We start from the raw sequence: 14,599 nt of genomic DNA, 5'->3' as shown, positions 1-14,599 counted from the left end.
CCGCCATCGTCCGCGGCTCCGCCCCCGGCCCCGCCCCCGGCCCCGGCCCCGCCATCGTCCGCGGCTCCGCCCCCGGCCCCGGCCCCGCCATCGTCCGCGGCTCCGCCCCCGATCCCGTCCCCGACCCCGACCCCGGCGCCGTCCCCGTCCCCCTCCGCGGCGCGCGCCCGCACCGGCAGTTCGAGCGAGCTCCCCGCCGGATCGAGCGTGAACCCCGCCTCGGAGCCGGGCCGTGGCCAGATCCACGGCCAGTACGCGGAGGAGACGGCCAGTCGGATGCGGTGCCCGGCGGGGAAGGCGTGTCCGATGCCGTTGAGCTCGAAGGTGACGTCCTCCGTCGCCCCGGGGGTCCAGGGCTCCGCCCGGTCCCGTCCCGCGCGCGCCGACAGATTGAGCACACCCCGGGTGACCAGGGTCGACGAGCCGTCCGGCGCGACATCGCAGAGCCGTGCGATGGCCTGCCCGTAGGGGGTGTCCAGGGTGAGCCGGAGCGTGACCCGCGGCCGCCCCAGGATCTCCACCGCCTCGGGCACCTCGAACTCGAAGCACACGGACTTAGCGTCCTCGTCCCGCTGGTCGGGCGGCAGGTCGGCGTCGTTGCCGAACGGAAAGAAGCGGCCCGCGTCCAGGCCGGTCTGCTGCGGCGAGCGGACCGGACGAGGGGAGCCGCCGAGGGCATAGGTCACCGGCGTGACCTGCGGCGACGGCCACTCCGGTGCGCCCACCCAGCGGCCCGGCAGCTCGTCGTACACCGTGGCCGGCGGATGTGAGTCGCTGATCCAGGCGCGCAGCTTCGGGTCCTCCATGACCTCGGTCTCGGCGCCCTTCAGCCAGTGGTCCCACCAGCGCAGGGTCTCCTGCAGGAAGCCGATCGCGGGCCCGGGCGGAAGGCCGCGGTCCGGGTACTGGTGCGACCAGGGCCCGATGAGGCCGCGTACCGGACCCGGCAGATGCTCGACGAGACGCAGCACCGTGTCGCGGTACGGGTCGTGCCAGCCGCCGACCGCGAGGACCGGTGCCTTGATCGCGGAGTAGTCCTCGCAGACGCTGCCGTGCTTCCAGTAGGAGTCGCGGGTCTGGTGGTCGAGCCAGGTGTGGATGAAGGGGTCCACGGCCTCCAGGCGCTTGAGCCACATGTCGCGCCACTGTTCGCCCACGAACTGCGGGTCGGGCGGCCGCGAGACGAAGGCCAGCATGGTCGCCGCCCAGGCGTGCATGTCGACGGCGAGGACGGATCCGCCCATGTAATGCACGTCGTTGTCATAGCGGTCGTCCGCCGAGCAGACGGTGATGACCGCCTTGAGCGGCTCGGGCGCGAGGGCCGCGATCTGCAGGGAGTTGAAGCCGCCCCAGGAGATGCCGAACATCCCGACCTTGCCGTCGCACCAGGGCTGAGCGGCGAGCCAGTTGACCACCTCGACCCCGTCGGCGAGCTCGGTCGCGTCGTATTCGTCGCCCGGCATGCCCTCGGAGTTGCCGTGCCCGCGCACATCGACGCGCACGGAGGCGTAGCCGTGCCCCGCGTACCAGGGGTGGCGCTGCCAGTCGCGCGGCGCCGTCCAGTCGCTGAGCCGGTACGGAAGGTATTCGAGCAGCGCCGGTACGGGCTCGTCGGTCACGGGACGCCACACGCGCGCGTAAAGGCGGGTGCCGTCCGGCAGCGGAATGCGGACGTCCTCGCGGGTGGTCTCGTACGGGAATTCAGTGCGGATGCGCATGGCTCGAAACCTCAGCGGACGGGGCTCGGGGGGCTCAGTGAACGGGGCTCGGGGGCTCAGTGAACGGGGTGCATGGTGCGCCGCAGCCAGGGCGCGGCGGCGATCACGGCGAGGCCGACGGCGACCGCGATGGCGCCGTTGACGCCGAAGTATGCGGCGTTGGAGACCGTGCCGTAGAGCTTCACGACCTGCGCCTGGATGCCGTTGGCGAGGGCGAGGGAGAGAAACCAGAGCGCCATGGTCTGGCTGGCGAAGGCCTTGGGCGCGAGCTTGGTGGTGGCCGACATCCCGGAGGTCTCAAGGAGGATGTCGCCGAGCCCGAGCAGCAGATACGAGCCGACGATCCACCAGGCCGCCATCTTGTACGAGTCGCCTTCGTGCCCCGCGGTCGGCAGCACCATCAGCAGGAAGGAAAGCCCGCCGAGCACCACACCGAGCGCGATCTTGTTGGAGGCGTGCGGCTGTCTGTGCCCCATCCGCGCCCAGACCGCGGCGACCACGGGGGCCAGGGCCACCTCGAAGGCGCCCAGGGCGGAGGCGTACCAGCTGGCGGGGAAGTGGAAGCCGAGAATCTCGGTACGGGCGTTGGTCGACGCGAGCAGCATCATCGTCGAGTACGCCTGGAAGAGGATGAAGTTGAAGGCCACGGACGCCAGGAACAGCACGACGTACGGGCGAAGCCGGCCGCGTTCCTCGGCGCTGACGCGGGGGCTGCGGAACATCCAGACGAAGTAGACGACCGGCGCGATCACCGAGATCAGCGTGAGCAGGTCGACGAAGCGGTCCATGGTGAGCCAGCCGACGGCCGCGAGCACCCCGGCGACCAGGGCGAAGGCCAGCAGGCCGAGGACGATGAGCAGGACCGCGCGGCGCATGGCGGCCCGGGGGAGGGCGTACTCCGCGCTGGCCTTGCGCCCGGCCAGGTGGCGCCGGCCTGCGACGTACTGGATGAGCCCGAAGGTCATACCGATCGCCGCGGCCGAGAAGCCCCAGTGCCAGCCCTTGTGGTCGCCGAGCCAGCCCGTGATCAGCGGGCCGAGGAAGGCGCCGATGTTGATGCCCATGTAGTAGAGGGCGAAGCCGGCGTCGCGGCGGTCGTCCTCGGTGCGGTAGAGCTTGCCGACCATGTTGGCGACGTTCGGCTTGAGCAGTCCGGTGCCGGCGCTGATCAGGCCGAGGCCGACCCAGGTCATCACGTCCGTCGGCACGGCCATCGAGTAGTGGCCGCAGGCGATGAGGATGCCGCCCCACAGGACCGCCCGGTAGGAGCCGAGGATGCGGTCGGCGAGCCAGCCGCCGGCGACCGAGACGAGATAGACCAGGGTGCCGTACGCCGCCGAGACGGAGGCGGCCGTTCCGGGGTCCATGCCCATTCCGCCGCGGGCCACGGCGTCGGCGAAGTACAGGACCAGGATGGCCTGCATACCGAGGAACGAGAACCGCTCCCATACCTCCAGACCGGAGAGCGTGAGCAGCCCGCGCGGCTGCCCGAAGAAGGCCCGGTCGTCGCCGGGCGGTGGCGCCTGGGGCGCGGCCTGGGGCGTGGGTCGGGACAAGGCGGGTACTCCGGATCGTGATCGGGACGGGGCCATCGGGACGGGGCCATCGGGACGGGGCCATCGGGATGGGGCCGTCGTGATCGGTGTCGGCTCGGTGTCGGATCGGTGTTGGAGGGGGTGAGAAATGCGCACCGTGGCTGAAAATGGCTGATCACGAACATACCGCTGTTGATCACCGCGCGCGCGGGGTGGTGCCGGGTGTGCTGGGTGGGGGGATCACGTGCTGGTCGGGCGGGGGCCCGCTGTGATCGAAACGCGACCGGATACGCTGACTTGAGTGATGGCAGCGACACATCGACAAACCGTGTCATCGAGCGTGTGATCGACCGTGGATCGACTTGTGATCGTCAGCAGACAGGAGAACCCCACGTGACCGTCGTCGGGCCGTTCGGGCTGAGCGTGCGGGACCAGGCCCTCGAAGCCGATGTCCAGGCGGGATTGGCTGCTGTCGAGGAGGGCCTCATCGAGGCCACCAAGAGCGAGGTCCCCTTCATCACGGAGGCCGCGCAGCACTTGGTGCGGGCGGGCGGCAAGCGCTTCCGGCCGCTGCTCGTGATGCTCGCGGCACAGTTCGGCGACCCCTACGCCCCCGGAGTGGTGCCCTCCGCGGTGGTCGTGGAGCTCACCCACCTCGCGACGCTGTACCACGACGACGTGATGGACGAGGCGGACGTACGCCGCGGAGTGCCGAGCGCCAACACCCGCTGGGGCAACTCGGTGGCCGTGCTCACCGGCGACTTCCTCTTCGCCCGCGCCTCGCACATCCTGGCCGACCTCGGCCCCGAGGCGGTCCGCATCCAGGCCGAGGCCTTCGAGCGCCTGGTCACGGGGCAGATCCTGGAAACCGCGGGCCCGCGCGACGGACGTGACCCGGTCGAGCACTACCTCGATGTCATCAGCGGCAAGACCGGCTCCCTGATCGCCGTCTCCGGCCGCTTCGGCGCCATGATGTCCGGCGCGGACGAGACGGTCGTGGATGTCCTGACCCAGTACGGCGAGCGGCTCGGTACCGCCTTCCAGCTGGCGGACGACGTCCTGGACATCGCCTCCGACTCCCATGAGTCCGGCAAGACCCCCGGAACCGATCTGCGCGAGGGCATCCCGACCCTGCCGGTGCTGCATCTGCGCGCGCAGGCCGCCGCGCACGGCAGGCCCGCGGATCTCGCCCTGTGCGAACTGCTCGACGGCGACCTGACCGACGACGTCCGGCACGCGGAGGCCCTCGCGGGGCTGCGCGTCCACCCGGCCCTTGAGCAGGCGCGACGCGACACCATCCGGTACGCGGAGGAGGCGCGGTCGGCGCTCGCCCCGCTGCCGGAGTGCGACGCGAAGGCGGCGCTCGTGGAGCTGTGCGACGCGGTGGTGCACCGGGCGGGATGACTCGCGGTCCCGTGACGCAGGTCACAGGGGCGGAGTGAGTTCAGTCCCGGATTCTCTTCGTATCCATGCCCAGAAGCCGACGCAGGGGGCGTCGGTTCTGATACGGGGAGATGTCCTGTCATGGGTGCAATGACCAAGCGCCGCCGCTCAGTTGTCGCAGGGTCTGTGGCCGTTGCCGCAGCGGTGGGGGCCGCCGCGGCCGTCATCCCGGCGGCCACCGACGAAGGGAGCGACCCGGGGCGAGGTCGCGGCTCGGGACAGGTGCACGGCTCGGTGCAGGTGCAAGGCTCGGGGCACGAGAGCGCCACGATCCTCGCCGCCGGTCTCAACGGTGCCAACGAGGTGCCGGTGGCGGGCGGTCCGGCCGTCGGGGACAAGGACGGCACGGCCCTGCAGTTCGTGAAGGTCAGCGGCGACCAGGTGTCCTTCGCCGTGAAGTGGCGCGGCACCGCGAGGCCGACCGCGCTCCATATCCACCAGGGCGCGAAGGGCGCCAACGGCGGCATCAAGGTCGATTTCACCGAGCTGCTCGCCGACGCGAGGGGCGGCGCGAAGGGCCACGGCGCCAAGGTCGGCGGCGCGAAGGGCGGGCTGAAGGACCACTCCGCCACCGGCACGGTCACCGTCACCGACCAGGCGCTGCTACGACAGCTCAGCTCCGCCCCGAACGGCTTCTACGTCAATCTGCACACCGCGGAGTTTCCCGGCGGAGCCGTCCGCGGGCAGCTGCACAAAGTCACCGACCCGTTCAACTTCCGTAAGGCCCTGAGCGGTTTCCAGGCATCCGTGATCAAGGGCAGGCAGATCTACGAGTGCAAGAAGGGCGACGACGGGAAGCTCACGTTCCAGCAGCGCGACGTCCGCGCCGTGCTCGGCGGGAACATCGTGCACTCCTTCGTGGCGCCCAACTCCGGTACGCCGCAGTGGATCGCCCCCGACGGCAGCGCCGTCACCGGCGAGGTGATCTCCCGGACCCCCAACGGCGCGGCGAACATCCCCGAACTCGGCCTGAAGGCGACCCGGTCGGGCAAGCGGCACGGCCTGCTCGCGCGTTCCGCGGAGATCCTGCGCCTGAACACGGTGGGCGGCGTCGCTCCGGCGGGCGGCTGCGAGGCGGGCGCGGTCGTGGGGGTGCCGTATCTCGCCGACTACGTGTTCGTCCCTCGCTGAGCCTTCGCGACTCTCCAGCGGCACATCGGCGGTGTCTCCCCCTAGTGGATGGGGGAGGCGCCGCCCTCGTATGTCATCCCGCGGGAGTACGTGAGGTTGAGCCCGGGGGCTGACGCTTCCGGGTGGCCGATTTGGTCGGATAGAGGGGCACGAAGACAACGACAGAGCACCACTCCTGACCAATTCGGGTGAGAATGGCGGCGCGGGGTGGACGAGTGCACAGGTCAAGGACCGCCGCCTAACCACGGAGGTAGGGCACACATGGCACCGTACGAATCGGCACAGGGCACCGAGGAGGTCGAGGACCGGCCGACGGGCCGCGGAAAGGCGGCGCGTTACGCGGTCCCGGTCGCGGTGGCCGGAGTGGCGGCGGCGACCATCGGTCTGGTCCCGGCACTCGCCAGCTCGGGCGACCCCGATCTGCCGAAGATCACCGCGCAGGAACTTGTGGAGAAGATCGCCGCGTCGGATGTGCAGCGGCTCTCCGGGAACGTGAAGATCAGCACCGACCTCGGCCTGCCGTCCCTGGGCGGCGCCGCCGCCTCCTCCTTCGCACCCAAGGGCGGTGACGGGGAGGGCGGTTCGGCCGCCTCGCCCGAAACGAAGCTGATGGAGCTCGCCTCCGGCACGCACAATCTGCGGATCGCCGCCGACGGCCCCGACAAGCAGAAGCTGTCGATCCTGGAGGACGCCGCGGAGTACAGCGTCATCCACAACGGCGGCGACGTATGGGCGTACGACAGCAAGTCGAACGAGGCGTTCCACGCGCGGGACACCGACAAGGGCGCCCACGGCAAGGGCGACGAGAAGGGCGCCCACGGCAAGGGCGACGACAAGGGCGTCCACGGCAAGGGTGACGAGAGGGGCACCGGCGGCAAGACCCCGGCCACCCCCAAGGAGCTGGCCGACGAGGCGCTCAAGGCGGTCGACGACACGACATCCGTGACCGTCGACGGCACCGCCAGGATCGCCGGGCGCGACGCCTACCAGCTGCTCATCCAGCCCAAGGGCAGCGGCTCCACGATCGGTTCGATCCGGATCGCGGTGGACGCGGACAACGGCGTACCGCTGAAGTTCACGCTCACCCCGAGCAGCGGCGGCAAGGCCGCGATCGACGCGGGCTTCACCAAGGTCGACTTCGCGAAGCCGGCCGCGTCCACCTTCGACTTCAAGCCCGCCAAGGGCATGAAGGTCACGGAGGCGGACGAGCTGGAGAAGCACGCGCGCGACGGCAAGGGAATGGAGAAGCACGCGCCCAAGGGCCTTGAGGGCGCGGATGGCATCGGCGGCGGTTTCGGTGGCGGCATGGCCGGCATGGCCGGCAAGGACGGCATGAAGGTCATCGGTGAGGGCTGGAGCTCCATCGCGGTCCTCGACGCCGGCGGCCAGGGCATGCCGTCCAAGGGTTCCGGGCCGGGCTCCGGATCGGGCTCCGGCTCCGGTGAAGTGCCGCCCGAGGCACAGGGCTTGCTCGACGCCTTCGGTGACAAGGTGACCGGGAAGTTCGGCTCCGGCACGGTCTTCTCCACCCGCCTGGTCAACGCCCTGATGACGGACGACGGCAAGGTGTACGTGGGCGCGGTCGACAAGGACGCGCTCGTGAAGGCGGCCAACGCGGCCAAGTAGGAATGCAGTTGGACTGCAGTTGGACTACAGGTGGACTGCAGTTGGCGTACCCGGGCTGTTCCGCCCCGCCGGCCAGGGCCGACGGGGCGGGCCGCCGAAAGGGCAGGGGGAAGCCTATGGAACCGGCGATCCGGACACACGGCCTGACCAAGCGCTTCCGCCACGGCCAGCTCGCCGTGGATCACCTCGACCTCACCGTGCCGGCCGGCTCGGTCTTCGGTTTCCTGGGCCCCAACGGCTCCGGCAAGACCACCACCATCCGCATGCTCATGGGCCTGATCGAGCCGACGTCCGGGGCCGCCGATCTCCTCGGCCACCGCATGCCGCGCGCGGCGGGCACCGTGCTGCCCCAGGTCGGCGCGCTCATCGAGGGCCCCGCGCTCTACGGCTTCCTCTCCGGGCGCGACAACCTGATCCGGTATGACTCCGCCGACGCGACGGCCGACCCGCGCACCCGCAAGGCGAGGGTCGCGCAGGCCCTCGATCGGGTGGGCCTGACCTCCGCCGCCGGCAAGAAGGCCAAGGCGTACTCCCTCGGCATGAAGCAACGACTCGGTCTCGCGGCCGCCCTGCTCACACCGCGCCGGCTGCTTGTCCTGGACGAGCCGACCAATGGCCTTGACCCGCAGGGAATGCGGGAAATCCGTTCACTGGTACGGGAGTTGGCGGACGACGGCAGCACCGTCTTCCTCTCCTCGCATCTCCTCGACGAGATCGAGCAGGTCTGCACACACGCCGCCGTCATGGCCAAAGGCCGGCTGCTCACGCAGGGCCCGGTCGGGGAACTCGCGGCACGCGCGCGTGGCCGGCTCGCCGTCAGCACCCCCGACCCCGGCGACGCGGCCCGGATCCTCAAGGAGCACGGAGTGACGGACCTCGCGGTCACGGAGGACCGGGTGACCGGCGAACCGCCCGCTGCGGAACAGGACTTGGCGGTCCTGAACGCCGCCCTGGTCCACGCGGGCGTACGAGTGCGCGGCTTCGGCCTGGAGCGCGCCTCCCTCGAAGACGCGTTCGTGGCGCTGACGGGGGAGGGCTTCGATGTCGCGGGCTGAACCGGCCGGGGCGACCGCCCCCGGGGCACCCGCAGCATCCGGGGCATCCGGGGCATCCGGGATATCCGGGATATCCGGGGAACGCCGCGCCATCTGGACCCTGGGCCTCTTCCGCTCCGAACTCACCATCACCTTCCGCCGCTGGCGCACCCTCGCGTTGCTCGGTGTCCTCGCCGCCGTTCCCGTACTGATCGGGGTGGCGGTGCGGATCGAGACGGGCGAGGGCGGTTCGGTCGGCGGCGGGCCCGAGGGCGGGGCGGGCGGCCCCGCGTTCATCGCGCAGATCACCAACAACGGCCTCTTCCTGGTGTTCACGGCCCTCGCGGCGACCCTGCCGTTCTTCCTGCCGATGTCGATCGGCGTCGTCGCGGGCGACGCGGTGGCGGGCGAGGCGAACTCGGGCACGCTGCGCTATCTCCTCGTCGCGCCCGCGGGCCGCACCCGTCTGCTGCTCGCCAAGTACGCGACGACGCTGGCGTTCTGCCTGGCCGCGACGCTCACCGTGGCGGTGTCGGCGCTCGTCACGGGCGCCCTGCTCTTCCCGCTCGGCGAGCTCACCACGATCTCCGGAACGCGGATCGGCTTCGCGGAAGGCCTGCTCAGAGCCCTGCTCATCGCGCTCGTGGTGGCGGCCTCACTGATCGGCGTCGCGGCGCTCGGCCTCTTCGTATCGACCCTGACGAACAGCGGAATCGCCGCCATGGCCACCACGGTCGGGCTCCTGATCACCGTGCAGATCCTCGGTACGATCCCGCAGCTCGACGCGATCCACCCCTACCTCTTCTCGCATCACTGGCTGTCCTTCGCCGACCTGATGCGCGAGCCGGTCTACTGGGACGGCCTGCTCAAGAACCTCCAGCTGCAGGGGCTTTACGCGGCGGTCTTCGGCACGGCGGCGTGGGCGCGGTTCACGGCGAAGGACATCAACGCCTAGCGCCCCGGGGCTCATGGGCATGAGCCCCGGGGGCGCCGTGTGGCGTGGCGCGCTCAGGAAGACAGCTGCCAGACCGCGTGCGCGACGGCGTCACTGTTGCGGTCGAGCGCGGTGTCGTCGATGTTCGACAGCTTGTCGCAGGACGAGTGGTAGCAGGGGTCGAACGACTCACCCGCCGTACCGCCCCACTTCTGCGCCTGCTCGCTCGTCTTCGCGGCGTCGGCCCCGGTGAACAGGCCGCCCACGGGTATGCCGGCAGCCATGAAGGAGGCGTGGTCGGAGCGCCCGTCGCCCTCGGTCTCTATCTCCGTGGGGACGTTCAGGCCGGCGAAGTAGTCCTTGAAGGTCTTCTCGATCGTCGGGTCGTCGTCGTAGACGAAGTAGCCGGGGTTGGGGGAGCCGATCATGTCGAAGTTCAGATAGCCGGTGATCTTCGAACGCTCCGTGCCCGGAAGGGAGTTGACGTAGTTCTTCGAGCCGACCAGACCGAGCTCCTCCGCGCCCCACCAGGCGAAACGCAGATGCTTGGCGGGCTTGAGCTGCTCGCGGGAGACGGCGAGTGCGGTCTCCAGTACGGCGGCGGAGCCGGAGCCGTTGTCGTTGATCCCGGGCCCGGAGCCGACGCTGTCGAGGTGCGCGCCCGCCATGAGGACCTGGTTCGCGTCGCCGCCCGGCCAGTCGGCGATCAGGTTGTAGCCGGTGGCGCCGTTGGAGTTGAACTCCTTGACCTCGGTGGTGAATCCGGCGGCGTCCAGCTTGCCCTTGATGTAGTCGATGGAGGCCTTGTAGCCGGGGCGGCCGTGGGCACGGTTGCCGCCGTTGGCCTCGGCTATGGACTGCAGCTCGGTCAGATGGCCCTTGACGTTGGCTATCGGTATGTCGGGGGCGGCGAGGGGCGCATCGGGCGCGCCCGCCGCGGTCGCCGCGGGGGTGGTGATCAGGCCGGTGGCGACGAGCGCGGCGGCCGCGAGAACTCGCAGGGAGGTGGTGCGGGTCGAGGTGGTGCGGGTCGAGATGGTGCGGGTGGAGGTGGTGCGCGTCGTAGTGGCGTGCGTCGTGGCGGCACGCGTCGAAGAGGTGCGCGTAGTGAGTCGCATGTGGGGGGCTCCGGACTCCGTACAGGGACAGTGGGGGCGTACGAGAGGTGCGGGTGTGGTGCGTGCGCCTGATGGTGGGCGAGCCCTGATCCTCCGTCAAGAGCGCAATCCGGTCGGCCCGTTCCGTATAACGGTCACCTGGGGACGTACTTCCTCTCACGCCACGCAGAACTCGTTGCCCTCGGGGTCCGCCATGAGCACCCACTCCCCGCCGGGCTCCTTCACTTCACGCAGCACGCGCGCGCCGAGCCCTTCGAGCCGGGTCACATGCACCGCCCGCTGTTCGGCGCCGACATGCAGATCCAGGTGCAGCCGGTTCTTGCCGGTCTTCTTCTCCGGTACGCGGTTGAAGAGCAGCCGGCGCCCGAGGCCCGTACCGCTGTGCTCGTCGTACGGGTCCTCCGGATGGCGCGCGGCAGCGGCGTCACGGAAGGCGTGGTGCCCATGGTGCTCGACGGTGATCTCGGGCGCGATGACGCCGGCGGCCAGGAGCTCTCCGATCAGAGGGCTGTTGTCCTCGACCGTGTAGCCGAGAGCGGCGGCCCAGAAGTCGGCCTGGGCGTGCGGGTCTTGGGAGTCGACGACGACTTTCCACTGGAGAATCATGGTAACTACTTATACTGGTTACGAAAGAAGGAGGGCAATGGACACGCAGCAGGGTGTGACTCTGCGGACCCGCGAAGGGCGCCCCTACCGCTTCGACCCCGGCGCCCTGTGCCTGGAGCTTCTGATCACGGGAGGGCCGGGTGAGTTCGCGCGGTACGAATCCCTGCACACCCCGGTCGACCTGCTGCACTGGGTCGCCGTGAGCCGGCTGCCCGGCGGTCTTGAACCGACGGTCACCGAAGCCGAGTTGGAGCAGATCCGTACCGTGCGCGACGCGCTCTTCCGGCTCACCGCCGCCCGCGCCCACGCCCGCGCCCTGAACCCTGACGACCTGGATGCCGTCAACGCCGCCGCGGCCGGGCCCCCGCTGGCCGCCCGTATCGAATCCGACGGCACGCGCGCGTGGGGCCCGGGTGCCACCGGTGCCCGGCTCCTGTCGACCGTCGCCCGCGATGCCGTCGAGCTCTTCACCGGACCGCACGCGGACCGCATCCGCGAATGCGGCGCGCACAACTGCCGTCTGCTCTTCGTCGATACGTCGCGACCCGGCCGCCGCCGCTGGTGCGCGATGGAACACTGCGGCAACCGCCACAAGGTCCGGGCCCACCGCGCCCGTACGTCGGAGAACGAGGCCCCGGGGAGTTAGGGGGACCCCTTAGAGCGCGTGTTCCTTGGCGCTATTGGCGCTATTGGCGCTATTGGCGCTATTGGGGCTATTGGGGCTGCTGGGGCTGTCGGCGCTGTTGGGCCTGCTGGAGTCGGCGGACTCCTTGCCGGCGGTGGGGCCCACCGCCCGCGCCGCGGCGAGCCGGATGGCCTCCGCCCGGGTCCGCCGTGCGGTGCGCAGCGCGTCCCAGGTCAGCAGGGACAGCGCGAGCCACACCAGCGCGAAGCCCGCCCACCGCTCGGCCGGCATGGCCTCGTGGAAGTAGGCGATCCCGAGCAGGAACTGGAAGACCGGCGCGAGGTACTGCAGCAGCCCGAGCGTGGACAGCGGTACCCGGATCGCCGCCGCCCCGAAGCAGATCAGCGGGATCGCCGTCACCAGACCGGTCGCGGCGAGCAGCGCCGCATGGCCCGCGCCGTGCGGCCCGAAGTCGGACTCGCCGCGGGAGCCGAGCCACAGCAGATAGCCGAGCGCGGGCAGGAACTGGATGGCCGTCTCGGCGGCGAGCGACTCCAGGCCCCCGATGTTGACCTTCTTCTTGACAAGGCCGTACGTCGCGAACGAGAAGGCGAGGACGAGTGAGATCCACGGCGGCCTGCCGTAGCCGACGGCGAGCACGACGACCGCGGTGAGGCCGACACCCACGGCCGCCCACTGCACGGGCCGCAGCCGCTCCTTCAGGAGCAGCACCCCCATCGCGATGGTGACCAGCGGGTTGATGAAGTAGCCGAGCGAGGCCTCCACCACATGGCCGGAGTTCACGGACCAGATGTAGAGGCCCCAGTTGACGGTGATCACCGTGGCCGCGATGGCTATCAGACCGAGCTTGCGCGGCTGGCGCAGCAGTTCGCCGGCCCAGGACCAGCGTCGCAGCACCAGGAGTACGAGGGCGACGAGCGCCAGGGACCACACCATGCGGTGGGCGAGGATCTCCAGGGCGCCGGCCGGTTTGAGCAGAGGCCAGAAGAGGGGGACGAGGCCCCACATCCCGTAGGCGGCAAAGCCGTAGATCAGTCCCGCGCGCCCCTCACCCGACGGCTTCAAGGCCCCTCCAGTCCACTCCAGGTGGATTTCGCCACCTCCGCGACAACACTCTCCTATGTCGCGACACCTCCAAGAAGGTATCGCTGAGGCAGCCCGGCTGTCATGTGTGTTTCGCCATACGGTCATGACGTAGAGGGTCGGGCGGAGGCGGCCGGTCCGGTGGGCCCCGGCAGGCGGCTCGGGGGGGGGCTCAGGGGGCTCGGGAATGCTCGGGCGGCTCAGGCGGCAGCCTTGAGCGCCTCCGTGATCGCGTCCGCGAGCGGCGTGGTGGGGCGTCCGGTCAGCCGGGCCAGATCGCCGCTCTGCCGGGCAAGGCGGCCGCGCCCCACGGCGGCGTCCACGTCGACCAGGATCGCCGCCATGGGCTCGGGCACTCCGGCGCCGGTGAGGATCGCGAGATGCTGATCGGCGGGCACATTGCGGTACGCGATGTCCTTGCCCGACTGCCGGGCCACCTCGGCGGCGTACTCGTCGAGGCTCCACGCCACATCGCCGCTCAGCTCGTACGCCGCGTTCTCGTGGCCTTCGCCGGTCAGCACCGCGACGGCCGCGGCGGCGTAGTCGGCGCGGGTCGCGGAGGCGATCCGGCCCTCGCCCGCGCTGCCCACCACCGCGCCGTGATCGAGCACGGAAGCCAGGTGCTCGGTGTAGTTCTCGTGGTACCAGCCGTTCCGCAGGAACGTGTACGTCAGCCCGGAGTCGAGAATCATCCGCTCCGTCACCTTGTGCTCGGAGGCAAGGTCGAAGTCCGCGTCGGGACCGCCCAGGATGCCCGTGTACGCGAGCTGCGCGACGCCCGCCTCGCGCGCGGCGTCGATCACGGCCCGGTGCTGGGGCACCCGCTGCCCGACCTCGCTGCCGGAGATCAGCAGGACCCGGTCACCGGGGGCGAAGACGCCCTGCAGGGTCTCGGGCGCCGAGTAGTCGGCGACCCGCAGCTCGACTCCCCGGGCCGCCAGGCCGGCCGCCTTCTCCTTGTCGCGTACGACGGCGGCGATCTGCCCGGCGGGGACTCGGGCGGCGAGCAGGCCGTCGATGACGAGACGGCCCAGGTTTCCGGTGGCACCGGTGACAACGATCATGATTGCGCTCCTTCTTGCGGCTGCCAATCCACCGTAAGCTGGAAGCTAACCATTCGTAAGTACCCACTTTGAAGTAAGGTACTGATATGGAAGTTAGTGCCATGAAGGCCGATATCAACGACGCGATGTGTCCCTCGCGCGGCGTCCTTGAGCATGTGACGAGCCGTTGGGGCGTCCTGGTCCTGGTGGCGCTGCGGGAGCGCTCGTACCGCTTCAGCGAACTGCGCCGGCACATCGGCGGCGTGAGCGAGAAGATGCTGGCCCAGACCCTGCAGACGCTGGAACGCGACGGTTTCGTGCACCGGGACGCGAAGCCGGTGATCCCGCCGCGGGTGGACTACTCACTGACCGAGCTCGGCGAGGAGGCGGCGGAGCAGGTCGAGGCCCTCGGCCGGTGGACCGAGAAGCGCACGCAGACCGTGCTCGCGAACCGGGACCGATACGACGAGGCCCGGTCCTGAGTCTCCTCAGGACCGGGCCTCGTGCGACGGCGGGGGAGGGCTAGCCGACGACGGTCCAGGTGTCCTTGCCCGCGAGCATGGTGGCGAGGTCGCCCTTGCCGTTCTGCTCGATGGCGGCGTCGAGTTGGTCGGTCATCTGGGTGTCGTAGACGGGCCGGTCGACGCTGCGCAGGACTCCGATGGGGGTGTGGTGCAGGGTG

At 70.4% G+C, this 14,599-nt stretch carries 12 protein-coding genes and 2 pseudogenes; 7 read left to right on the top strand and 7 right to left on the bottom strand.

Annotated features, from left to right (window positions below):
• Both ACFQVC_RS42000 and ACFQVC_RS41995 read right to left on the bottom strand, forming a co-directional pair.
• A partial coding sequence (locus ACFQVC_RS42000) for a CocE/NonD family hydrolase (protein WP_381841921.1) occupies positions 1–1,718 on the bottom strand: 1,718 nt, incomplete at its 3' end.
• A 56-nt stretch (positions 1,719–1,774) separates the two neighbouring features.
• Complete coding sequence (locus tag ACFQVC_RS41995; RefSeq protein ID WP_381841918.1) at positions 1,775–3,310, bottom strand: peptide MFS transporter; 1,536 nt, start codon at positions 3,308–3,310, stop codon at positions 1,775–1,777.
• A gap of 336 nt (positions 3,311–3,646) precedes the next feature.
• Between ACFQVC_RS41995 and ACFQVC_RS41990 the strand changes: the two genes are divergently transcribed.
• The 5 genes from ACFQVC_RS41990 (at position 3,647) to ACFQVC_RS41970 (ending at position 9,442) form a co-directional block, all read left to right on the top strand.
• Complete coding sequence (locus ACFQVC_RS41990; protein WP_381841915.1) at positions 3,647–4,657, top strand: polyprenyl synthetase family protein; 1,011 nt, start codon at positions 3,647–3,649, stop codon at positions 4,655–4,657.
• Positions 4,658–4,777: 120 nt separating this feature from the next.
• Complete coding sequence (locus ACFQVC_RS41985) at positions 4,778–5,827, top strand: CHRD domain-containing protein (RefSeq protein ID WP_381841912.1); 1,050 nt, start codon at positions 4,778–4,780, stop codon at positions 5,825–5,827.
• Between the two features lie 261 nt (positions 5,828–6,088).
• Entirely contained in the window at positions 6,089–7,453 is a 1,365-nt protein-coding gene (locus ACFQVC_RS41980) for a LolA family protein (protein ID WP_381841909.1), read from the top strand.
• 116 nt (positions 7,454–7,569) lie between these two features.
• Positions 7,570–8,508: an ABC transporter ATP-binding protein gene (locus ACFQVC_RS41975; RefSeq protein ID WP_381841906.1), complete on the top strand. Its 939-nt coding sequence runs from the start codon at positions 7,570–7,572 to the stop codon at positions 8,506–8,508.
• The gene (locus ACFQVC_RS41970; RefSeq protein ID WP_381841903.1) at positions 8,495–9,442 is read left to right on the top strand and encodes an ABC transporter permease; all 948 of its coding nucleotides are present in this window, start codon (positions 8,495–8,497) and stop codon (positions 9,440–9,442) included. The genes ACFQVC_RS41975 and ACFQVC_RS41970 overlap by 14 nt, the downstream gene beginning before the upstream one ends.
• A gap of 56 nt (positions 9,443–9,498) precedes the next feature.
• Here ACFQVC_RS41970 and ACFQVC_RS41965 read toward each other — a convergent pair.
• Positions 9,499–10,422: pseudogene (locus tag ACFQVC_RS41965) on the bottom strand (M28 family metallopeptidase); the annotation flags it as partial.
• A gap of 273 nt (positions 10,423–10,695) precedes the next feature.
• Positions 10,696–11,145 carry a VOC family protein gene (locus tag ACFQVC_RS41960; RefSeq protein WP_381841900.1) on the bottom strand — a complete coding sequence of 150 codons (450 nt, stop codon included), beginning with the start codon at positions 11,143–11,145 and terminating at the stop codon, positions 10,696–10,698.
• Positions 11,146–11,182: 37 nt separating this feature from the next.
• Here ACFQVC_RS41960 and ACFQVC_RS41955 point away from each other — a divergent pair, with 37 nt between their 5' ends.
• Complete coding sequence (locus tag ACFQVC_RS41955) at positions 11,183–11,791, top strand: CGNR zinc finger domain-containing protein (RefSeq protein ID WP_381841897.1); 609 nt, start codon at positions 11,183–11,185, stop codon at positions 11,789–11,791.
• Between the two features lie 9 nt (positions 11,792–11,800).
• Here the strand turns inward: ACFQVC_RS41955 and rarD are convergent, their stop codons facing one another.
• Positions 11,801–12,799 (bottom strand): EamA family transporter RarD, encoded by a 999-nt coding sequence (gene rarD, locus ACFQVC_RS41950; protein ID WP_381841927.1) that lies wholly within the window; start codon positions 12,797–12,799, stop codon positions 11,801–11,803.
• Between the two features lie 275 nt (positions 12,800–13,074).
• On the bottom strand, positions 13,075–13,941 hold the full coding sequence (locus ACFQVC_RS41945) for an SDR family oxidoreductase (RefSeq protein ID WP_381841924.1): 867 nt from the start codon (positions 13,939–13,941) through the stop codon (positions 13,075–13,077).
• Between the two features lie 98 nt (positions 13,942–14,039).
• Here ACFQVC_RS41945 and ACFQVC_RS41940 point away from each other — a divergent pair, with 98 nt between their 5' ends.
• Positions 14,040–14,399: a winged helix-turn-helix transcriptional regulator gene (locus tag ACFQVC_RS41940; RefSeq protein WP_381841894.1), complete on the top strand. Its 360-nt coding sequence runs from the start codon at positions 14,040–14,042 to the stop codon at positions 14,397–14,399.
• A 40-nt stretch (positions 14,400–14,439) separates the two neighbouring features.
• Here ACFQVC_RS41940 and ACFQVC_RS41935 read toward each other — a convergent pair.
• A pseudogene (locus ACFQVC_RS41935) lies at positions 14,440–14,599 on the bottom strand (2-oxoacid:ferredoxin oxidoreductase subunit beta); the annotation flags it as partial.

Source organism: Streptomyces monticola, from assembly GCF_042665355.1.
Classification (GTDB): domain Bacteria; phylum Actinomycetota; class Actinomycetes; order Streptomycetales; family Streptomycetaceae; genus Streptomyces; species Streptomyces monticola.
This window is presented reverse-complemented; position numbering and strand designations above follow the sequence as displayed.

Bases quoted from the DNA above. Each gene is read 5' to 3' on its own strand.
- ACFQVC_RS41995 (WP_381841918.1), bottom strand. From the start codon at position 3,310: ATGGCCCCGTCCCGATCACGATCCGGAGTACCCGCCTTGTCCCGACCC.
- ACFQVC_RS41985 (WP_381841912.1), top strand. From the start codon at position 4,778: ATGGGTGCAATGACCAAGCGCCGCCGCTCAGTTGTCGCAGGGTCTGTG.
- ACFQVC_RS41980 (WP_381841909.1), top strand. From the start codon at position 6,089: ATGGCACCGTACGAATCGGCACAGGGCACCGAGGAGGTCGAGGACCGG.
- ACFQVC_RS41975 (WP_381841906.1), top strand. From the start codon at position 7,570: ATGGAACCGGCGATCCGGACACACGGCCTGACCAAGCGCTTCCGCCAC.
- ACFQVC_RS41970 (WP_381841903.1), top strand. From the start codon at position 8,495: ATGTCGCGGGCTGAACCGGCCGGGGCGACCGCCCCCGGGGCACCCGCA.
- ACFQVC_RS41960 (WP_381841900.1), bottom strand. From the start codon at position 11,145: ATGATTCTCCAGTGGAAAGTCGTCGTCGACTCCCAAGACCCGCACGCC.
- ACFQVC_RS41955 (WP_381841897.1), top strand. From the start codon at position 11,183: ATGGACACGCAGCAGGGTGTGACTCTGCGGACCCGCGAAGGGCGCCCC.
- rarD (WP_381841927.1), bottom strand. From the start codon at position 12,799: ATGTGGGGCCTCGTCCCCCTCTTCTGGCCTCTGCTCAAACCGGCCGGC.
- ACFQVC_RS41940 (WP_381841894.1), top strand. From the start codon at position 14,040: ATGAAGGCCGATATCAACGACGCGATGTGTCCCTCGCGCGGCGTCCTT.